Below are 21,694 nucleotides of genomic sequence, written 5' to 3'. Positions count from 1 at the left end.
ATATTAGGTCGATTTAATAAAAGTGTCAAATAGTTTTCTGAAGAAATATTAAAAAAAACAGTCAAGTGCTCAAAAATAACTCAAATTGTAGAAAATATATATATTTAGCCCTCATTTTTCTTGAAAAGGTTCAATAATTGCTTTTATAACGGAGGGATGTTGTAAATATCCTAAAATCTCATGTGGTTGGTTGGCGAAGGTGAAAATTTTCTGATTAATAATAGGTGGGTCAAAGGTAAAAGGAGGTTCACATAAGGGAAATGCAGTCAGAAAATCATCTTGAGAGTAAAAATTAAACCATTCACCATGAATACATGGTGGTCTGACAATAGGACTAGGAAGCTTACTTTGAATAACCCGAAAAGATAAAGGGGAAGCTAAAGTTATAAATCTTTTAATTGAAAACCGATGTGAAGGGTTTGAAAGTAGGTTAAAAGCGATAACTGAACCAAGAGAGTGTGCAACGATAATATAATCTTCTTCTTCTCGCATTTTCTTTAAAATCCGCTCATTCACTTCTTGCATAAATTCAGGATTAGATAAATACATATAAGTTTCAATCAGAAACTGCTGTATCAAGCTTTCATGCAATTTAGGGAAATTATTTAAAAGAACAACCAACTCTTTAAGTACTCGGTCTTTTACGAGCTGAGAGGTGAGATAGAGTCGTTCCGAAAAGCTTTTTTCAGCTGGATCGGTTGCTGGTAGTAATAAAGGAACAAATGGAGTGTGTTCTTTAGCTGGGGGATTATGGTGATGTAAATGAATGGGTAAATAATTATTTATAAATGACTTGGGTAATAAAGTATTTAGGTCTAATTGATTGCTCAATTGATATTTAGTCATTAGATCGCCATAAAATGGCATGTGGATATGAAGATCGCGCATGTTAACTTTGCAAGGCATCTGTTTTAGGCCAAGCTTAAATACTTTTAGCCAATGCTCTTTCAAGCGATGAGCAGTGTAATTCTGTTGATTCATCCCGTGGATAAATATAATTTTCATTCTATACAAGGAATTGTTTTTAATATAAATTTTAATCTACAACGGTATGTTATATAAAACCAGTATATAGACAAAAAAAAGTGTAGCTTTTTGCTACACTTTAATTCAATAAAAGCAATTTAGGCTTTATTGCGGTAAAAAATAAAATAGCTGACATAACATAAAGCTGTAAAAATTAGGCAGCCTACAAAACCAGCACGCATTTCAGGATCTGCTGCCATACTTAAACAAGTAATAAAGCAGAAAATAAAACCTAAAATTGGCACGATAGGAAAGAATGGAGCGGCATATTGTAAGTCTTTAACTGTATGGCCAGATTTGTACCATTGGCGACGGAAATTAAATTGACTTAAACAAATGCTCATCCAGACAATAACCATCGTAAATGCAGCAACGCCAAGCAGATTTTTAAAGATAGTCTCTGGTGCAAATTGCTCTGATAACAAACCAGGAATTGCTCCAAACATTGTTACAACTAGTGCAACAATCGGTGTTCCACTTTTCGAAAGCGTAGCAAATACGCTAGGTAATAATTTTTGTTCTGACAGTGACCACATCATACGCGAAGCGGCGTAAAGTCCTGAGTTTGCTGCTGAAAGTAGGGCGGTAATAATTACAAATCGAATAATGTCATCCGCATATGGAATGCCAATATAATTAAATACGGTAACGAAAGGACTACTACTTACGCTTTCACTGCCTAAACCTGCAAGCTGGAAGGGAAGCAAAGCGCTAATAACAATAATGGTTCCGACAAAGAAAATAAGAAGGCGCCAAATCGCAGCGTTAATTGCTTTGGGTACATTCTGAGCCGGATCTTTGGTTTCACCTGCTGCTACGCCAATTAATTCAGTGCCTGAGAAAGCAAAGTTAACAATGAGCATAGTGGTAAAAATAGGAATTAAACCGTGTGGAAACCAGCCTTGAGCTGTAAGATTGCTAAATAGCGGTGCAGTTTGGCTACCATGAAAAGGAATTAAACCAAAAATTGCTAAGAGGCCGAGCACAATAAAAGCAATAACAGTAATGACTTTAATAAGAGCTAGCCAAAACTCAGACTCAGCAAAAATGCGAGTTGAACTAATATTTAAACCAAAAATAGTGATTGCAAAAACAATTGTCCAGATCCACATTGAAATATGTGGGAACCATTCCTGCATGAGTAACGCCGCAGCTGTGAATTCAGTTCCAAGCGTTGCAGTCCAAGTCAGCCAGTACATCCAAGAAATCATATAGCCTGTACTAGGACTAATATATTTTTTAGCATATGCACCAAAAGAACCTGAAACAGGCATGTGTACAGCAAGCTCTCCTAGGCAGAGCATGACCATATACGCAATCGCGCCACCAAGAATGTAGGCAATAATTGCGCCAATAGCTCCAGTTTGTGAAATGACTTCCCCTGAACCTAAAAATAAACCAGTTCCGATTGCCCCGCCGAGTGATAGCATTACAAGATGGCGAGTGCTCATAGCTCTTTTTAAAGGTGCAGTACTGTTCTGATGCTGATGAGCATCTAGTTGATTGTCAGATGGCTGCATATTACACATTGAGAGAATTAAGAAAGACGCTATTTTAGATAAAATAGACAAATGTGCAATCTAGAAAGAGATAAAGAATAAACAGTAAGGTGACGATAGAGTCTTTTTATAATTTTTAAAGCAGAATATGGCGTCCCTACGGGGATTCGAACCCCGGTTACCGCCGTGAAAGGGCGATGTCCTAGGCCTCTAGACGATAGGGACTTGATGAGGCAAACACAAAGGAGCGTGGTGGAGTCAAGCGGGATCGAACCGCTGACCTCTACAATGCCATTGTAGCGCTCTACCAACTGAGCTATGACCCCAGTTTGTGTGAGCGCAATATTAGGGCGAATGCGCTCACACGTCAACAAAAAAGTGAATTAAGCTTCGCTAGTTGCTTCATTTTTCGGCAATTTTAAGCTTTCATTGAGTTTTTCCCAATTTTTAACTTCTTTCTTGCTTGGTCCACCCACAATTTCTAAGGCGCGACGTAAACGAGCGAAAGTTAAATCAGGCCCAAGAGTAACCATTGACTGCATTACAGGTGTTGAGCTGGTTGAACCGGCAATTGCGATAAAGAACGCTGGCATGAAATCGCGTAATTTAATCTCCATCTGGTTTGCAAGATCCATTAGGGTTTGACTAACAGTGTCGTTATTCCAAGTAAACTGGCCTTCAAGACGCCAAATTGCAAATTGTAGACTTTGACGAACCTGTTCTTGAGTCAATTTTTTGCTTTCAAACATTTCAGCGGTAATTTGAGGCATATGGTTAAAATAGAAACCAGCCCAATTCACAGCTTCTGAAAGTAAATTAATACGTGGTTGAATGGCAGCTGCAATATCTTCTAAAGTGCTGCGATCACTTTTCCATGTTAATAAACGGTCTAATAATTGGCCAGGGGTTAAACCTTTGATCCATTGACCATTTAACCAATTCAGTTTTTCAACATCAAAAATTGGTCCACCTAGTGAAACACGTTGAATATCAAAGCTATCCATCATGTCTTGTAGCGTAAACACTTCACGCTCATCTGGCATTGACCAGCCCATACGGCCTAAATAGTTTAATAAGGCTTCTGGTAAAACGCCGATATCGCGGTAGTAGTTAATTGATGTCGGGTTTTTACGTTTAGATAATTTTGATTTATCTGGGTTACGCAACAATGGCATATGGCAAAGTGTTGGCATTTCCCAACCAAAATATTGGTAGAGCAACTGATGTTTTGGGGCAGATGGAAGCCATTCTTCACCGCGCAATACATGAGTGATTTCCATTAAATGGTCATCAACTACATTGGCCAAATGATAAGTTGGTAATCCATCATTTTTAAGAAGAACTTGCATGTCGACTTGTACCCAAGGAATTTCAACTTCCCCGCGTAATAAATCATTAAATTTACAAATACCTTCTTCAGGTACTTTCATACGGATGACATGTGGTTCATCCGCTTCTAAGCGACGTGTTACTTCTTCTTGAGAAAGTTTTAACCCACGGCCATCATATTTTGGTGTTTCACCACGTGCTTGTTGTTCTGCACGCATCTGGTCTAGTTCTTCGGCTGTCGCGAAACAATAAAAAGCATGACCTTTTTCAACAAGTTCTAATGCGTATTGCTTATAAATTCCCATACGTTCAGATTGGCGATACGGTGCATGAGGGCCGCCAATATCTGGACCTTCCGACCAATTTAGACCTAACCAACGCAATGAATCTAAAATCATTTTTTCAGATTCTGGTGTAGAGCGAAGCTGGTCTGTATCTTCAATCCTTAAAATGAATTCTCCGCCGTGTTGTTTCGCAAAACACATGTTAAATAAGGCGATGTAGGCGGTGCCCACATGAGGAAAACCAGTAGGGGATGGTGCAATACGAGTACGAACTTTCATAGGTAATGGGTCAAAATAAAAATTGAAACTATTATAACGAAAAAGCCCAGTATTCTGACGTTTTATTTAACATCAGACTGGGCTAAAACTGAAACGAAGAGGGGATGTTTCAGGTTTTAAGAAGTATGTGGCTGAAAGATTGCCTGAACAAAACGTGAAAAACGTTCATGCTGAGCAGCGAGGAAATTTTGAGTCGGTGTAACGCGAATAGTATTGAGTACTTTAAGCTCATCATCTGTAGAAGGTAATACAACGAGATTACGTTTCTGTTGATCTAAAGCTTTTCCAATAAGCGAAGTTTGCTTATCTGACCCAATTTTATTTGGAGTATCTTTAAGTGCCGCTGCTGCAGAAAACTGTGATGCAAAACCTAGCACCAAACTTAAGCTTAACGCTTTTCCATAATGAATTTTCATTATTAATCATCCCCTCTGTTCATTACATTTCATCTATTTTTTGAGTTTAACGAAATGTAAAATTACGGTAATGCTACGATTTAAACATAAATCTTAATAAAGAAGTTGAACTGAGTCACACTTTTTACAAAAAATATCTATATTTTAATCTGGTCGACCCAAGTGTAGGTCATATGTATCCTTTGCGCTTCATTATTTAACAAATTAATGTGTAGATAAAGTGAAGGTCCTCATTAATTTAGAAGAATAATTACAAAATTTTTCAAAAAAGAAATAACTTAGTCATCTTAATCTATATCTTTTAAAGAGATTAATAAAAAATATATTAATATAAGTAATTGATTGTAAATTATAAAATTAAAAATATAGTAAAACTAAAACCAATGATGGATTTTGTAAATGAAAAAAATATCAATAATGGCTGTAGCTGTGTACTTGGGAATGGCAGTAACAGCAGCTCAAGCAGCTACCTCTTTTTTAAATGTTTCTTATGATCCCACCCGAGAATTTTATCAAGAATATAATCAGGCTTTTGGTAAGTTCTGGAAACAGCGCACAGGACAGGATGTTGAATTTAAACAATCACATGGTGGATCTGGTAAACAAGCTCGGGCGGTAGCCACAGGCCTAGAAGCTGATGTTGTCACGTTAGCGTTAGCTAATGATATTGATGAGATTGTGAAAGCGGGTTTTATCCAACCGAATTGGCAAAAAGAATTTCCGAATAATTCTGCGCCGTATACTTCTACTGTTGTGTTTCTAGTTCGAAAAGGTAATCCGAAAAATATACGTGACTGGAATGATTTAACCAAACCGGGTGTTGAAATTATCACCCCCAATCCTAAAACAGGTGGTGCACCTCGTTGGATTTATTTGTCGGCATGGGGTTATGCCTTAAAACAACCGGGCGGTAATGATGCTAAAGCTCGTGAGTTAGTTAAAAAACTTTATCACAATGTAAAAGTACTTGATTCGGGAGCACGTGGTTCGCTAACAACATTTGCTGAGCGTGGAATTGGTGACGTTTTGTTATCATGGGAAAATGAAGCTTTATTGGCAACTAAAGGACCTGATAAAGACAAATATCAAATCGTTTACCCATCAATCTCAATTTTGGCAGAGCCATCAGTCGCGATTGTAGATAAAACCGTAGATAAAGATGGGAACCGAACTTTAGCAAAAGGCTATTTGAACTTTTTATATTCACCGTTAGGGCAAGAGTTGGCTGCTAAACATTATTTCCGACCGCGTAATGCTCAAGTGGCTGCTAAATATGCAGCGCAATTCCCAAAAATTAAATTATTTACTATTAATGATGTTTTTGGCGGCTGGGCTAAAGCTCAAAAAACTCACTTTGCTAATGGAGCTGTCTTCGATCAAATTTACGATGGGAAGCAATAATGAATTAAGCTTTTCTATGTAGCCGCTTATTTAATCATTAAGCGGCTTTTTGTATTTTTACATCTAATTTTGATTAACTTAGAAGTTGCCCAATCTTTTTAATAAAGTGTTGATAAAGATATTAATGTAGTGGTCTATATCATCTTTAAAAATCATATATTGTAAGGCCAGCCCATAACTTAATGATACAAGCTCTATAACAATAGAATCATAGTCATCAGGCTCAGTCATATCCATTAAAGAAAAGAACTGCTTCATAATTTTAGTTACTTCTTGCTGATGAGTTTTCCAAACCTTTTGATACTCCTCGGCGAAGGTAATATCACGTGCAGCAAATAGTTGTAGTTCTATTGATATCTTAAGCCATTCATCGTTTCTGAAAAAAGCGGTCAGCCATTGGCGCAATGAATCAATGAGTTGCTCTGTATTTGAGGGGGCACTGGTAAAGATTTCTTGTAATTGTAAATTTTCTTTAGCGAATTGAAGCTGCATAAGCTCAAGCAAAAACTCTTCTTTATTGTTGAAATTCGAGTAGAAGGCACCTTGAGTATAACCCGCTTGTTTAGATAGATTCCTGATAGATACTGCGTTATAACCGTATTCAGAAATGAGGGCAAACCCAGCGTCAATGAGATGCTGTCGAGTTTGTATCTGTTTTTCATTGCGAGAAAGAGTCATAAGAGCCAGCTAAAAGAATAGTTGAGATATCACTTGATATCTTAATTTTTATAAGATATTTTCGCTACTTATTTATTTCAGATATCACTTGATATTTGACTGCGCGACAATAAAGGCGATATATGTCTCAAGTCTCTAAACGTATTGTAGTTATCAATGGTCATCCATCCGATATTAGTTTTAATCATGCATTAGCTCACAACTATGTAGAACACGTAAAAACATTAGGTGTTCACGTCGATCTCATCGAAATTGCTAAGTTGGATTTCGAGCCTAATTTAAAATATGGCTATGAGAGACGGATGGATCTGGAACCCGATTTAATGAGTGCGCTTGAAAAAATTCAGGCTGCAGATCATTTGGTATGGTTCTTTCCAGTTTGGTGGGGAGGGCTTCCAGCCATAGCTAAAGGTTTTATTGACAGACTCTTTTTACCAAATCTTGTTTTTAGTTACCGAGAAAACAGTAATCGTGTTATTGGTCATTTACAGTCCAAATCAGCACGACTCATTACGACTTTAGATCAGCCAGGCTGGTTTTATCGTTGGTACTATGGTGAGCCAAGTACGCGTCAACTTAAAAAAGCGACTTTGCAATTTTGTGGGGTCCGCAAAGTCAAAGTTAATTATATTGGAACCGTGCGGGGAGCAAGTTCAAACCAACGGCAAAAATGGTTAAATGAAATCGGTAAATATGCCGAGAAAGATTGTCATCTCATCTCGACTTAATGCAAATCCGTGAGAGTTTCTAATGAGATAAACGGAAAGATAAAGAGAATTTTTTAAGTAAAGCGTTTAATAAAAAGTTTTATAAATTCGTATTTAACTCTAAAAAATTATCCTTACTTTATTATTTTGCTTAAAAAGTGCTAACAAAACGGTTTTATCTATGAAAAATTAATATTTTCCTACAAAAAGCCGTTTGGCGTTGGTCATAAACAAGGTGATAATGTGCAGTTACATTTTCACGCTATGATTTAACACCTATGTCGCATATTTCTGTCTTACTTTTTGAGACCGTTGAGAGCTTATTGGCAGATCGCACAACTGGGGTGTATATCGATGCAACCTTTGGAAGAGGTGGGCATACCCGTTTATTGCTTTCTAAACTTGATGAAAATGCGCGAGTGTACGCATTTGATAAAGACCCTCAAGCATTGGAAGTTGCTGCTACTTTGGCACAAGAAGATCCAAGATTTACCATCATCCATGCCAGTTTTGCTGATATCAAAGAGAAGATGCAGGAAATTGGCGTGATGAGTGTTGATGGCATTATGGCTGATCTGGGGGTGTCATCTCCTCAACTTGATCAGGCTGAGCGTGGTTTTAGCTTTATGCAAGATGGTCCGTTGGACATGCGAATGGATAATTCTAAGGGTTTAACTGCGGCCGAGTGGTTACTTAAAATTGAAGAAGAACAATTAGCAAATATTATTTATCAATATGGTGAAGAGCGTTATAGTCGACGTATTGCTAAAGCCATTAAACTCGCTGGAAAACTAGAAACGACAGCCCAATTGGCGGAAGTTGTTAAAACTGCTCATCCAAAATGGGAAAAACATAAACATCCAGCGACACGTGCATTTCAGGCTATTCGAATTGCTATTAATAAAGAGCTAGAAGATATTGAAGTATTTTTGCCGCAAGCTGTAGACTTACTTAAACCGGAAGGACGTTTGTCTGTTATTAGTTTCCATTCTCTTGAAGACCGACTGATTAAGCAGTTTATTCAAAAAGAATCAACGTTAGCAGAAGATTTCGGTTGGGGAATGCCTGAGCAGCGTGTAGATACAAGAAGATTAAAGAAAATTTCACGGGTTCGTGCGAGTGAAGAAGAAGTAAAAGCGAACCCTCGATCACGTAGTGCATGGCTTCGGGTTGCTGAACGCTTGGAAGAAAAAGGCGCGTAATGAAAAGCAGTGATGAAATCGCCACCACAGAAAACAAAGTGGTGAAAAAAGTTGTGGTGTATACAGTATTAGTGGCGCTTGTCTTTATAAGTGCCATGATGGTGGTATTTCAAGTATTTGAATATCGTCATGATTATAGAGAGCTTAGCTCTTATATGCGTGAACGTGATGATCTCAATGCTGAATGGGGGCGTTTGCTCATTGAGCAACAAACCTTTGGTGCAACGGCACAGATTGGTACACGTGCTGTAACTCAGCTACGGATGTTTTCTCCACCGGCTGCAGAAACGGTGGTAATTTCTTTACCAATGACCTCAGAGCAAAATAAGTAAGGCCTTGCTGTATGGTAGATAAGCGAACAAAACAAACACGGAAAAAACAGCAGTCTATTTCGGAAAAACCAACTCTTGCCTTTGATATGTGGCGGTTTTATCTGCTCTGGGCAGTAGTGTTACTCTGTTTTGTTGTTTTAATTGCACGTGCATTTTATGTACAAGTAATTAATAAGGATTTTTTACAAAACAAGGCCAATGCCAATATTTTGCGTACTGAGCGTGTGGAAGCTATGCGTGGCGTGATTAGCGATCGCCATGGTGTGCCTTTGGCAATTAGTACACCAATCATGAAAATCGTAATGGATCCACGTGATTATTTCGATACCAAGCACTTATATGACCAGATTACAGCGGAATTAAAGAAAGATCCGAATAATCGTAAATTAAAAAGACAATTACCCGATAAAAACTTGAATCTTGATGAGTTGGCAGATGTCGTTGGTTTAGACCGTGCCGATCTTAAAAAACAGATGAATGCACGACCACGTTCTCGTTATCTGGTTTTGAAAAAAGAAATCCCACCGCAACAGGCAGATCTCATTACGAAGGGTAACTTTCAAGGGGTATATGCCGAGAAAACGTATAAGCGTTATTATCCTCAACCACAGCCAAATGCCCAGATTATTGGTTTAACCAACAGCGAAGGCCAAGGGATTGAAGGCTTGGAAATGCAGCTCAATAAACAGCTGTCAGGTGTGGATGGTGAGCAAAAAGTTATTCGTGATAAGCGCGGAAACCGTTTAAAAGTTTCAGAGGTTATTCGTGAGGGTGAGCCAGGCGAAAACATCACTTTAAGCATTGACTCTCGTTTGCAATACATTATGTATAGAGAGTTGACCGCAGCTGGTGTTGCAAATAATGCGCGTTCGGCAACTGCAATTGCTGTAGATGTTAAGACTGGTGAAATTCTGGCAATGACCAGTTGGCCGTCATATAACCCGAATGATAAAAACGGTTTATCTAATAAAGATGCCATGCGTAACCGCGGTGCGATTGATATGTTCGAGCCGGGTTCAACCATGAAACCATTTACAATTTCTTCTGCATTAGAAACTGGCCAATATACGCCTAACACGATTGTAAATACGTCTCCAGGCTCAATGCGTTTAGGTTGGCATACGATTCGTGATACGCATAATTATGGTGCTTTAACTGTAAGCGGCGTGATTATTAAATCTTCAAACGTGGGTTCTGCAAAAATTGCATTGTCACTTCCAAAAGAAACATTGCCAAGCTTCTTTAATCGTGCAGGTTTTGGTAAACGTTCGGCTGTTAAATTTCCGGGTGAAAGCTCAGGTTTAGTGCTTCCTGTAAGTAAATTAAACTCGTCCCAAATTGGTACCATGGCTTATGGTTATGGTCTAAATGCGACGATTCTTCAGTTGGCGCAAGGCTATGCAATGCTTGCAAATCATGGGCAGAAAATGCCTTTAAGCCTACATAAGTTAGATCACGCACCTAAAGGTGAACAAGTTCTTGCTCCAAAAATTGCCGATCAGGTTTTGCTCATGCTAGAACAGGTTACGATGCCTGGCGGTACTGCAAAGCAAGCTAATATTCCGGGTTATCGTGTGGGCGGTAAAACAGGTACTGCTCATAAACTCCGTGCAGACCGTAAAGGTTATTCAAATAATGAATACCGTGCTTTATTTGCTGGTGTTGCTCCAATTAGTGACCCACGTTTAGCCGTTATTGTCGTTGTTGAAAACCCACAAGGTCGTTATTACGGTGGTTTAGTTGCGGCACCTGTTTTTGCACGCATTATGCAAGAATCATTACGTTTAATGAATGTACCGCTTGATAAGCCGCTTGATACTTCAGTAAATCCTATTCGCAGGTAAGCTATGTCTGTTTCTTTTCAAGAAATTAATCCAGTCGAGATTAATGCACATTGGTCTAAGCAACCTTTTTATGGCTTTAGTTTAGATAGTCGTAAGGTTGAATCGGGCCAAATTTTTATTGCTTTGACCAGTTATAGCCAACCTGAAAAAACACGTGCTTTCGCTGAGTCAGCGCTAGCAAATGGTGCACTTGCGATCATTAGTGAAACTGAGCTGGGTGTGGCAAATGAATGGGTATGCCCTGACGTACGTCAGCGTATGGGCGAATGGCAAGAGCGTTATTTGCAACATATTGACCCTGTTACACCAGCACGTATTGTTGCAGTAACAGGCACAAATGGGAAAACAACAATTTCGCGTCTAGTTGCTGAATTAATTAGTTCACAACAACAGCGCTGTGCGGTGATGGGAACAACAGGTAATGGTATTTTGCCTGATCTGACACCATCAACTCATACTACGCTCGATGCTTTACAACTACAAAATGCATTACATGATTATGCTAAACAAGGTGCAACTTTCGCTTCTTTGGAAGCAAGCTCACATGGTTTAGAGCAAGGTCGTTTAAATGGTTGTGCGATTGAAATTGCTGTTTATAGTAATTTGAGTCGTGATCATCTGGATTATCACGGCACTTTAGAGGCTTACGCAGAAGCAAAAGCTCTCTTATTCCGTTTTAATTCTTTAAAGGTAGCTGTTATTAATCTTGATGATGAGCATGCTGCTCTTATGATCAATGCAGCAAAACAAAATCCTGCTCAGCCAAAGATTCTGACGTATTCACTTACCCAAAATACTGCTGATTATTATATTAGTGACTTAAGTTACAGTTTGGCAGGGGCGACTTTTAATTTAGTCAGCTCGCAAGGTTCTTTTGCTGTTCAAAGTCCATTATTGGGGCATTTCAATGTCGAAAATCTGATTGCAGCACTTATTGCTGCTGAACAAGCAGGTTTTGATTTAGAAGCTTTAGTCGCTTTTGTTCCTAAGCTTATTGGTGCGCCGGGACGAATGCAGGTCATTCGCGATGGTGAGCGTTTATTTGTTGTGGATTATGCGCACACACCTGATGCTTTAATTCAAGTACTCAAAACTTTAAAACGACATGTATCTAATCAGCTTTGGGCCGTTTTCGGATGTGGTGGGGACCGCGATCGTGGTAAACGTCCACTCATGACTCAAGCAGCTTTGGATGGAGCAAATCCTGTTATTTTGACTTCAGATAATCCAAGAACAGAAGACCCTGAGCAAATTTTTGCTGACATGAAGCAAGGAATCGATTTTTCAGGGCACCGTATGCATGAAATTCATGACCGCCGTGAAGCAATTAAATTTGTTGCAGAGCAAGCTCAAGCTGGTGATATTGTGGTTATTGCTGGTAAAGGTCATGAAAACTATCAAGAAATTAATGGTGTGCGTCACTGGTTTGATGATGTTGTCGAAGTACAATCAGCAATTTCTGCACAGCACCATACTGTAGACGCTGCTTACCCTGCACAATAGGATTATTTATGCATACTTCAACCACTAGTACCGTGCCTTTGGAACCGTGGACAGCTCAACAATTACAACAGGCAACGCAGGGCTATTGGCATAAAGACCAAATCCCTCAAACTGAAATTAAACGTATTTTGACGGACTCTCGTCATGCGGAAACTGGGGACGCCTTTTTAGCACTTAAGGGTGAACGTTTTGACGCGCACGACTTTGTAGCTCAGGTTGCAGCGAATGGTTGTCAAATCGCTATTGTTGACCGCCCTTTAGATGTAGAAATTGCACAATTGGTTGTGGCCGATACTCGCTTGGCTTTGGGGCAACTAGGAGCTTATCGTCGTGAGCAAAATACCCAATTAAAAGTGATTGCTTTAACAGGCAGTAGCGGTAAAACCACAGCTAAAGAAATGTTAGGAAGTATATTGTCGCGCTTAGCGCCAACATTAATCACCCGTGGTAATTTAAATAATGACCTTGGTGTACCGATGATGCTGCTAGAGCTTCGCAAGGAACATCAATATGCGGTGATGGAGTTGGGTGCAAGCCATCAAGGCGAGATTGATTACACATCAAAACTTGTTCAGCCCCATGTTGCAGGCATTTTGAATATTGGTACCGCTCATTTGGGTGAATTTGGCGGGCGTGAAGGTATTTGCCGAGCTAAATCGGAAATTTATCGTCATATTTTACCAAATGGCGTTGCAATCGTACCGCAACAAGATGATTTCACTGCTGAGATTCTTGACGCCGCAAAAGCGCATCGTATTTCTACATTTGGTGTAGATGGCGATGTGTATGCAACAGATATTGAATTATTACCTCAATCAACAAATTTTACGCTACATACGCCGCAAGGCGTCAGTGCTGTTAGACTCCCTTTTGCAGGCGAGCATAATGTTCAAAATGCAACCGCAGCTGTAGCCTTTGCTTTAGCAATTGGTATTGGACTAGAAGATATTGTCCAAGGCTTAGAGCAAGCTCAGGGAGCTAAAGGCCGTCTTAACTTTATTCAAAAGTCACCTTACTTATTTATTGATGATACTTATAATGCCAATCCGACTTCAATGCGCGCTGCTGCACAAGTGTTGTTGCAGCAACAAGGCGTAAAAGTGATGGTCATGGGTGATATTGGTGAGTTAGGAGATAGCAGTTGGCAAGAGCATCATGATTTAGGCCGTGATCTTGCCGAGCTTCCTTTAGATCATATTATTGCGGTTGGGCAATTTGCATCAGCCGTTTTCGAGGGTGCAGACTCTCATTCCAATAAAGTGAAAGCATTTCAGACACAAGCTGAGGCGCTTCCATTTCTAATCAATCTAATCCAAACACATCAACCACAGTCCATGAGTTTCCTGTTTAAAGGTTCTCGCTTTACTCATATGGAAACGTTGATGGCTGATTTGATGGAGAAACTTTAAATGCTGTTATGGTTGTTTGAACACCTTGCGGGCTATCACAGTTCGTTTCAGGTCGTTCGTTATTTAACATTACGTTCTTTACTCAGTGTATTAACTTCACTGACCATTGGTTTGGTCCTTGGACCGATCATGATTCGTAAATTACAAGCGTTAAAGTACGGTCAGGCAGTAAGTTCATTTGCTCCTGAGAATCATGCTAAAAAGATGGGTACACCAACGATGGGCGGGATTTTAATTCTGCTTTCAATTGGTATTAGTACTTTACTCTGGGCTGATTTATCGAACCCTTATGTCTGGATTGTGCTTGGTGTAATGGTCGTGTTCGGTGCAGTTGGCTGGGCAGATGACTGGATTAAAATTCGCTATAAAGACAATGCTGGTTTACCTGCTCGTAAGAAATTCTTCTGGACTTCTATTGCGTCACTTGGTGCCGGTATCGCGTTATATTTAATTGCAACTGAACAATCTAATGCAGAGCACACAGCAAATATGCTGGATTTATTGATTCCTTTCTTTAAGAATCTTTCAATTCCACTCTCTATCGTTCCTTTAGGCTTGGCATTTATTCTATTTACCTATCTGGTCATTAATGGAGCTTCTAACGCGGTTAACCTAACTGACGGTTTAGATGGTTTGGCCATTATGCCTGTTGTCATGGTAGCTACGGGCTTAGGCGTATTTGCTTACTTGTCAGGTGATATTCGTTTTGCTAACTATTTGCATATTCCATATGTGAAATATACCTCTGAGCTTGTTGTGATCTGTTCTGCCATGATTGGTGCAGGTTTAGCATTTCTTTGGTATAACGCACACCCTGCTCAAATCTTTATGGGTGATGTAGGTGCTTTGGCTTTAGGTGCGATGCTTGGAACAATTGCTGTCATGGTACGCCAAGAAATCGTATTTGCGATTATGGGTGGTGTATTTGTAATGGAGGCAGTATCTGTCTTCTTGCAAATTGGCTCGCTGCGGATGCGTAATAAACGCGTGTTCTTAATGGCGCCGTTGCATCATCACTATGAAAAGCAGGGCTGGAAAGAAACCCAAGTTGTGATTCGTTTTTGGATTATTACAATTATATTAGTAGTTTTAGGTCTAATGACTTTAAAATTGCGTTAAGAAAGGTTTTCACAAGAGCCGGCATTGCCGGCTTTTTTATTGAGAGAAAAACATGAGCGTATTGATGTGTCCTGTTTGCCGTCAGCCTTTAGATCTACTGGATAAAACTTGGCGTTGTGAAAGAGGGCATAGTTATGATGCCGCTAAACAAGGTTATGTGAACTTACATGTTGTGCAACATAAACATAGTAAGAACCCTGGGGATACGCCAGAGTCGGTCGATGCACGAAGAGCTTTTTTACAAGGTGGTTATTATCAGCCTTTACAACATGCTGTAGTCGCCTTATTAAAACAATTAGGTGTAAAAACCGTACTTGATATTGGGTGTGGTGAAGGCTACTACACTAGTGCCATGCAGCAAGTGGTTGAGCAATGTGTTGGTGTTGATATTGCAAAAAATGCGGTACAGCGCGCAGCAAAGCTCAATGCTGAGGTGACTTGGGTTGTAGGAACTGGTGCAACTTTACCTGTGCTTGATCAAAGCATGGATGCATGTACCAGTTTGTTTAGCCCAATTCCACAAGCAGAAATTGCACGTATTTTAAAAGATGATGGATATTTAATTGTTGTCACTCCTGCATCTGAGCATTTATATGCAATGCGTGAAGCTTTGTTTGAGCAGGTTAACCCCCATACACCAGAGAAGTTTGTAGAGCAGTTGCAAGATTTGTTTGAGCTCAAACAAGAGCAAATTATTAATGCCCCTTTTGTGCTTGATCAACAGGCTTTAAAAAATCTGATTGCTATGACGCCTTATGCTTATAAAGCATCTCCTGAGCGTCGTTTGCAGTTAGAGCAGCAATCGCAATTAGAGGTAACAGCATCTTTTCAAATTTATGTCTTTCAGAAACGTAATAAACAAGCTATCTAACAGCAGATTTTAAAAGCGCAAAAAAAGAAGCCATCTGATGATCTGTTTTTAAAAGTGCAAAAAAAAGCCATCGTATGATGGCTTTTTTTTGCTATTCAATCTGATTAATCAGATTTTCTAGTTCATCTTTCTCACGCTTCGGTGCTGCTCCCTGTGAAGGTTTCATGGCAGGAGGTGCAGCTTTTGATGGAATAACAATTTCCTCACCCGGTAAATCGGCAAAGTCATTATTTGCGTTAACTTTCGGTTGCGGCGGTGCTGGACGATAGAGTGGACGTGCTAATGGTGGAGCTGCACGATAGGTTTTCTTATCGCCTACTTCAGTAATGGCTGCTTGTTTGTCACGAGAAATAGGGGCTTGCGCATCTTTTTCTAAGCGAACCCAAGCAGCTGGAGTACCTTTAAGGGATTGGTCCATAAAGTTAATCCAGATTGGCAATGCTGCAATACCACCATACTCGCGGCGACCCAGTGTAGTAGGTTGGTCGAAACCGACCCAAGTAATCGCAACTAACTTACCATTAAAGCCTGCAAACCATGCATCTTTTGCATCGTTAGTTGTACCTGTTTTACCACCTAAATCACTACGGCCAATTTTAAGCGCAGCACGACCTGTACCATGCTCAATTACATCACGTAAAATGTTCGCCATATCATAAGCAGAGCTTGATTTTAAAATACGCTGTGCCTGACGATATTGACTATTGTTCTTATCCGTTTGTTTAAGGTTAAGTTGTTTGGCTGCTTTATCTTTCTGCTCTAGCTCTTTATTCGTAACTTCGATAACTTGATCATCTAGTGTAGTTGCCTGTGCATCTTCAGTTGTCTCAGGAGCATTAATACATGGAATGCATGCATATTCTGGTTTAGCTTCGTAAATTACTTTGCCATATGCATCTTCAATACGCTGAATAAAGTGTGGTTGCACACGGTAGCCACCGTTTGCGAACGAGGCATAACCAGTTGCCATTTGAATTGGTAACACTTGAGGTGTACCTAAGGCAATAGTGTAGTTACGTGGAATTTGATCTTCTTGTAAACCAAAATCCATAAATAATTGGCGAGTACGTTCGATGCCTACTGTTTGTAGAAGTCTTACTGATACGGTATTACGCGATAAGTACAAAGCACGACGTAATGGAATCATACCTAGGTAACGACCATCTGAGTTCTTAGGCGTCCACTTGCCAATCGTGATAGGACTATCGTTAACCATGCTGTAAGGTGTCATACCACGTTCTAATGCTAAAGCATAGAGGAATGGTTTGATGGTAGAGCCAGGTTGACGCCATCCTTGTAAAGCACGGTTAAATTTCGATTGATAGAAATTATAGCCACCTACAATTGCTTCAATTGAACCATCATTTGGATTAATTGCAATGAGCTGACCTTGAGCTTTTGGAACTTGAACTAAAGACCATGCGGTTTTAGCATCATTTGGACGCAAGCGTACAATATCTTTAACTTGAACAATTTGAGAGGCACGGGAAGGAGCACCACCTACACTATTCGCATTGTGATAGGGGCGAGCCCATGACATACCTGACCACTGTACAGTAACCGTTGTGCCATCTTGCATGAGTGCTTCAAAAGAGCTGCTATTTACCTTGGTGACTTGTGCAGGGTAAGTATTGGCATATGCTCTAAATTCACTTAAGGGCTTATCGTGTGCTTCCGCACCACGCCAGCCATGACGACGATCATAAGCTTCAAGACCATCTTGCACAGATTTCTCTGCAATCGCTTGGCGTTTAGCATTGATGGTTGTATAGACTTTATAGCCAGAATCAATGGCTTGTTCGCCAAAATGTTTTACAAGCTCTGAACGAACCATTTCACCTGCATATGGGTGAATATTATTTAGGTCGCGATTGGGCATGTTCAAATTGATCGGCTCTGCAACAGCTTTTTGATATTCTGCTTGAGAGATATAACCCAGCTGTAACATGCGGCCTAAAATCCAGTTACGACGTTCAAGTGCACGCTCAGGGTTAACTACTGGGTTGTATTTAGATGGCGCTTTCGGTAAGCCGGCGATCATTGCCATTTGAGCAATACTTAGCTCATTAATACTTTTGTTGTAATAAATTTTTGAGGCGGCGGCGATGCCGTAGGCATTCTTCCCTAAGAAAATTTTATTCACATAGAGACTGAGAATTTCTTCTTTGGATAAATTTTGCTCAATTTTTCGAGCCAAAAAGATCTCGGTTATTTTCCGTTTTAATGTTCTTTCTGGGCTCAAATAATAATTCTTGGCAACCTGCATGGTAATGGTTGAACCACCAGTTTGCACATCAGAGCCAGTGACGCTTTCACTTAAAGCGCGCCCTAAACCCTTAAAACTGATCCCGCTATGTTCAAAGAAAGAAGAATCTTCTGCTGCTAAAAATGCATGAATAAAAGCAGGAGGAATTTGTTTGTATTCAACTGGAATAGAAAGCTTACCACCATACTCGGCAATCAGCTGATTGTCGGAGGTGTAGACCTGTAGTGGTTTTAAAAGCGGAGCTTTTTTTAGTGAACTCATTTCAGGGAGCGATGGGGCGATATAGAGATACATGCCATAAAAGCCCATCGGAAGTGAGACTAAGATAATAATAATGATCAAAAAAATTGGACGCACGAAGCCCAAACTGGATAGCTTTTTCATGATAAGTAAGCTTTAATAAGATCGAATACAAACTAATTGTGGTCAGTATAGCCTTTAGACATGCGGATTGTTAGATGAGATATTGTATCCGCGTAAAAATAAAGACCTAGATTATTGGTTTGTAATTTTTTTTGGGGATAAAAAAATAATAGGACAATAGTGTGCTCAGGTTATATCGTAAACCGAATAAGGGGTTAATGGGGGTCGATATTAGTTCGACTTCTGTTAAGTTGTTGGAGCTCTCTGTTAAGAACGGTAAGTATTGGGTGGAAAGCTATGCTTTGATGCCTTTACCTGAGAACAGTGTAGTTGAAAAAAATATCTTGAATCCAGAGGCAGTTGCAGAAGCTTTGGAGCGGGCGATGAATTTAGCAAATCCCCAAACCAGTAATGCTGCAATTGCTGTTCCAACATCGACGGTTATTCATAAAACCATCGAAATGGATGCAGATATGAATGATGATGAGCGAGAGGTTCAGATTCGATTAGATGCGGAGCAGTATATACCGTTCCCTTTGGATGAAGTGAGCCTCGATTTTGAGGTTTTATCGGATCGCTTACCTAATCCAAACCGTGTAAATGTACTTCTAGTTGCAACAAGAACAGAAAATGTTGAAACACGAGTGGAAGTGCTTGAACTGGTGGATTTAACGCCTAAGCTTGCTGATGTAGAAAGTTATGCTGTTGAGCGTGCTTTTAGTGTATTTGCTGATAGCTTGCCAATGGGTGCAAATACCATTGGTATTTTAGATATCGGTCATACCATGACGACATTATCGGTTATGCAAAATGGCAAAATTGTTTATACCCGTGAACAAGTCTTTGGTGGCAAACAGCTTAGTTTGGAAATCCAAAGTCGTTATGGTTTGTCTTTAGAAGAAGCGGGACGGGCTAAAAAAGAGCGCTCTTTACCAGATGATTATGACATCGAAATCTTAGAGCCATTTCTTGATGCTGTCGTGCAGCAAGCAGCTAGATCTCTACAATTTTTCTTCTCTTCATCACAATTCAATGAAATTGACCATATTTTACTAGCAGGTGGGAATGCCAATATTCCTGGGCTTGCCAAATTGTTGCAGCAAAAGCTTGGTTACCGAGTCACTATTGCCAATCCATTTTTACAAATGGGTTTTTCTCCTCAAGTCGACGTTCAAAAAATTGAAAATGATGCTTCTTCGTTAATGGTGGCATGTGGCTTGGCTTTAAGGAGTTTTGATTAATGGCAACAATTAATTTACTTCCTTGGCGCGATGGGCTTAGGGAACAGCGCAAAAAACAATTTATTATTTTATGTTTTGGGGTAGTTGTTCTGGGAATCACCACTGTATTTTCCGGGTGGTTTTATTTGAATCAAAAATTAAATGATCAAGAGCAAGCTAATCAACTCGTCACCAGTACAAACCAGAGTTTAGATCAACAGCTTAAAACCTTAAATGGTTTGCAAGAACAGCGTGACGCAATTATCGAGCGTATGAAACTCATTCAGGGCTTGCAAAGCCAGCGTCCAGTTGTCGTGCGTTTGGTAGATGAATTGGTTCGCGTGACTCCTACAGCGATGTATTTGACTAAATTTAGTCGAACTGGCGATAAATTTACCATTGAAGGTAAAGCAGAAAGTCCAAATACGGTTGCAGAGTTATTACGTAAACTAGAAGCCTCACAATGGTATCGCAATGCTTTTATGAACTCTTTTTTAGCGTCTGAAGAGAAAAAAGATAAGGCTGCGAGTTCGCTGCTTCCTAGAGTGGAAGATAGCTATGGCAGTTTTGTGGTGACTGTTGATTTGGGCGAAGCGGGGGTGACTACAACAGATGATACCGCCAAGACGTCTGTAAGTGCGAATAAGGGGGCGGTTAAATGAGTCCAGATGAACTTCATGAGTTGTCGTTAGAACAAACTCCATCTAAGAAAAAAAAGATCACTTTAGACAGGTTTCTTCAGCAATTTAACACACTAGATATGAACAGTTATGGTAGCTGGCCATTATCTGTGAAAATTACGTGTTGGATTTTTATTTTCTTTGCTGTGTTGGCTTTGGGATATTTTCTTGTTATTCAGCCAAAGCTACAAGCAATTGATAATGCACAGGCGCAAGAAAGTAATTTGTTGAATGAATTTCGAGAAAAAGATTCAAAATTACGTAACTTGCAGCAATATCAGCTTCAACTTCAAGATATGCAAGCAAACTTTAATCAACAGTTAGAGCAATTGCCAAAAGAAACCGAAATTCCAAGCTTGGTTGAAGATATTAACTTAACTGGGGTGAATTCTGGTCTGAAGTTTAAAAATATCCGTTTAGAAGATGAAGTGAAGCAGGAAATTTTTATTGAACAGCCTATTACGATGGAAGCAACCGGCGATTATCACGCTTTTGGTGCTTTTGTCAGTAGTATCGCGGCATTACCACGTATTGTGACGATGCATGACTTTGTTGTAGAAGCTGCACCAGTTAAAGATAGTAAGTCGGATATTCCTGTACTTAATTATTCTATTAAAGCTAAAACCTATCGCTATATGGGTGCCGTAGAAAATGCTGAACATCCAGAGAAAAAAGCTCCTGCTTCGGTAGCACCTGTTTCCTCTACTGCTAATACACAGTCGAAATAGGAGCATTACAATGAAACTTAAGCAAATTTCTTTTTCTATTTTGGCATGTTTAGTTTTAGTCGGATGTGATTCGAGAATTGATGCTGTAAATCAGCAAATGGCAAATATACGTAACCAGCCACCACAGCCGATAGACCCAGCCCCTATTTTCACACCTGTGCCACAATTTAATTATGCGGCTCATCAGCTAAAGAGTCCATTTTTACCAAGCTCACTTGCTGCTGAGCTCAAAATTATGGCAGGAAAACGAGTCTATCCGAACTTCTCACGAGCACCTCAGCCTTTAGAAAGTTATGCATTAGAATCCTTAAACATGAAAGGAAGTATCCGTAACAACCGTGGGCAAGTGCTGGCTCTTATCCAGTCACCTGATCAGCAAATTGAGCGAGTACAGGTGGGTAACTATATTGGGATGAATCAAGGGCGTATTACCCATATTGGTCCAACCCAGATTGATCTGGTAGAAATTGTTCCTGATGGGCGCGAAGGCTATGTGGAAAGACCAAGAACTTTAGTGCTCATTGGGCCCACACCCTAA

At 39.8% G+C, this 21,694-nt stretch carries 18 protein-coding genes, 2 tRNA genes and 1 pseudogene; 13 read left to right on the top strand and 8 right to left on the bottom strand.

Annotated elements, in window-relative coordinates; all coding sequences use genetic code 11:
* Positions 1 to 104 precede the first annotated feature (104 nt).
* From WA249_RS06570 to WA249_RS06545, 6 genes and pseudogenes are all read right to left on the bottom strand, one after another.
* Positions 105 to 1,005: pseudogene (locus WA249_RS06570) on the bottom strand (hypothetical protein).
* Positions 1,006 to 1,124: 119 nt separating this feature from the next.
* Positions 1,125 to 2,546 (bottom strand): amino acid permease, encoded by a 1,422-nt coding sequence (locus WA249_RS06565; RefSeq protein WP_336167211.1) that lies wholly within the window; start codon positions 2,544 to 2,546, stop codon positions 1,125 to 1,127.
* Between the two features lie 128 nt (positions 2,547 to 2,674).
* Positions 2,675 to 2,750 (bottom strand) — tRNA-Glu (locus WA249_RS06560).
* Positions 2,751 to 2,775: 25 nt separating this feature from the next.
* Positions 2,776 to 2,851 (bottom strand) — tRNA-Ala (locus tag WA249_RS06555).
* Positions 2,852 to 2,908: 57 nt separating this feature from the next.
* The gene (gene gltX, locus WA249_RS06550) at positions 2,909 to 4,417 is read right to left on the bottom strand and encodes a glutamate--tRNA ligase (RefSeq protein WP_336167209.1); all 1,509 of its coding nucleotides are present in this window, start codon (positions 4,415 to 4,417) and stop codon (positions 2,909 to 2,911) included.
* A 116-nt stretch (positions 4,418 to 4,533) separates the two neighbouring features.
* On the bottom strand, positions 4,534 to 4,833 hold the full coding sequence (locus WA249_RS06545; RefSeq protein WP_336167207.1) for a DUF4179 domain-containing protein: 300 nt from the start codon (positions 4,831 to 4,833) through the stop codon (positions 4,534 to 4,536).
* Between the two features lie 399 nt (positions 4,834 to 5,232).
* Here WA249_RS06545 and WA249_RS06540 point away from each other — a divergent pair, with 399 nt between their 5' ends.
* Positions 5,233 to 6,234: a sulfate ABC transporter substrate-binding protein gene (locus WA249_RS06540; RefSeq protein ID WP_336167205.1), complete on the top strand. Its 1,002-nt coding sequence runs from the start codon at positions 5,233 to 5,235 to the stop codon at positions 6,232 to 6,234.
* 78 nt (positions 6,235 to 6,312) lie between these two features.
* Here the strand turns inward: WA249_RS06540 and WA249_RS06535 are convergent, their stop codons facing one another.
* Positions 6,313 to 6,912 (bottom strand): TetR/AcrR family transcriptional regulator, encoded by a 600-nt coding sequence (locus WA249_RS06535; protein ID WP_336167203.1) that lies wholly within the window; start codon positions 6,910 to 6,912, stop codon positions 6,313 to 6,315.
* A gap of 122 nt (positions 6,913 to 7,034) precedes the next feature.
* Between WA249_RS06535 and WA249_RS06530 the strand changes: the two genes are divergently transcribed.
* From WA249_RS06530 to WA249_RS06495, 8 genes are all read left to right on the top strand, one after another.
* Complete coding sequence (locus tag WA249_RS06530; protein WP_336167201.1) at positions 7,035 to 7,640, top strand: NAD(P)H-dependent oxidoreductase; 606 nt, start codon at positions 7,035 to 7,037, stop codon at positions 7,638 to 7,640.
* Positions 7,641 to 7,897: 257 nt separating this feature from the next.
* The gene (gene rsmH / locus WA249_RS06525; RefSeq protein WP_336167199.1) at positions 7,898 to 8,821 is read left to right on the top strand and encodes a 16S rRNA (cytosine(1402)-N(4))-methyltransferase RsmH; all 924 of its coding nucleotides are present in this window, start codon (positions 7,898 to 7,900) and stop codon (positions 8,819 to 8,821) included.
* A complete protein-coding gene (gene ftsL, locus WA249_RS06520) occupies positions 8,821 to 9,153 on the top strand; it encodes a cell division protein FtsL (RefSeq protein ID WP_004789835.1) in 333 nt (110 codons plus the stop codon). The genes rsmH and ftsL overlap by 1 nt, the downstream gene beginning before the upstream one ends.
* 11 nt (positions 9,154 to 9,164) lie before the next feature.
* Positions 9,165 to 10,997: a penicillin-binding protein PBP3 gene (gene ftsI, locus WA249_RS06515; protein ID WP_336167197.1), complete on the top strand. Its 1,833-nt coding sequence runs from the start codon at positions 9,165 to 9,167 to the stop codon at positions 10,995 to 10,997.
* Positions 10,998 to 11,000: 3 nt separating this feature from the next.
* A complete protein-coding gene (locus WA249_RS06510) occupies positions 11,001 to 12,500 on the top strand; it encodes a UDP-N-acetylmuramoyl-L-alanyl-D-glutamate--2,6-diaminopimelate ligase (RefSeq protein WP_336167195.1) in 1,500 nt (499 codons plus the stop codon).
* 8 nt (positions 12,501 to 12,508) lie between these two features.
* Entirely contained in the window at positions 12,509 to 13,909 is a 1,401-nt protein-coding gene (locus WA249_RS06505; RefSeq protein WP_336167193.1) for a UDP-N-acetylmuramoyl-tripeptide--D-alanyl-D-alanine ligase, read from the top strand.
* A complete protein-coding gene (gene mraY / locus WA249_RS06500; protein ID WP_336167191.1) occupies positions 13,910 to 15,028 on the top strand; it encodes a phospho-N-acetylmuramoyl-pentapeptide-transferase in 1,119 nt (372 codons plus the stop codon).
* 52 nt (positions 15,029 to 15,080) lie between these two features.
* Entirely contained in the window at positions 15,081 to 15,899 is an 819-nt protein-coding gene (locus tag WA249_RS06495) for a putative RNA methyltransferase (RefSeq protein WP_336167189.1), read from the top strand.
* A 91-nt stretch (positions 15,900 to 15,990) separates the two neighbouring features.
* Here the strand turns inward: WA249_RS06495 and ponA are convergent, their stop codons facing one another.
* Entirely contained in the window at positions 15,991 to 18,549 is a 2,559-nt protein-coding gene (ponA, locus tag WA249_RS06490) for a penicillin-binding protein PBP1a (RefSeq protein WP_336167187.1), read from the bottom strand.
* Positions 18,550 to 18,710: 161 nt separating this feature from the next.
* Between ponA and WA249_RS06485 the strand changes: the two genes are divergently transcribed.
* Genes WA249_RS06485 through WA249_RS06470 form a run of 4 tightly spaced genes read left to right on the top strand, consistent with a single transcriptional unit; the run spans position 18,711 to position 21,694 of the window.
* Positions 18,711 to 19,769: a pilus assembly protein PilM gene (locus tag WA249_RS06485; protein ID WP_336167185.1), complete on the top strand. Its 1,059-nt coding sequence runs from the start codon at positions 18,711 to 18,713 to the stop codon at positions 19,767 to 19,769.
* Positions 19,769 to 20,410 carry a PilN domain-containing protein gene (locus tag WA249_RS06480; RefSeq protein ID WP_336167183.1) on the top strand — a complete coding sequence of 214 codons (642 nt, stop codon included), beginning with the start codon at positions 19,769 to 19,771 and terminating at the stop codon, positions 20,408 to 20,410. The genes WA249_RS06485 and WA249_RS06480 overlap by 1 nt, the downstream gene beginning before the upstream one ends.
* Complete coding sequence (locus tag WA249_RS06475) at positions 20,407 to 21,156, top strand: type 4a pilus biogenesis protein PilO (protein ID WP_336167181.1); 750 nt, start codon at positions 20,407 to 20,409, stop codon at positions 21,154 to 21,156. The genes WA249_RS06480 and WA249_RS06475 overlap by 4 nt, the downstream gene beginning before the upstream one ends.
* A 10-nt stretch (positions 21,157 to 21,166) precedes the next feature.
* Positions 21,167 to 21,694 (top strand): pilus assembly protein PilP, encoded by a 528-nt coding sequence (locus tag WA249_RS06470; protein ID WP_336167179.1) that lies wholly within the window; start codon positions 21,167 to 21,169, stop codon positions 21,692 to 21,694.

Origin of the sequence: Acinetobacter sp. 161(2023) (assembly GCF_037027805.1) — a bacterium.
Classification (GTDB): Bacteria; Pseudomonadota; Gammaproteobacteria; order Pseudomonadales; family Moraxellaceae; genus Acinetobacter.
The sequence above is the reverse complement of the archived record's forward strand: the minus strand, read 5'-3'. Positions and strand labels throughout refer to the sequence as shown.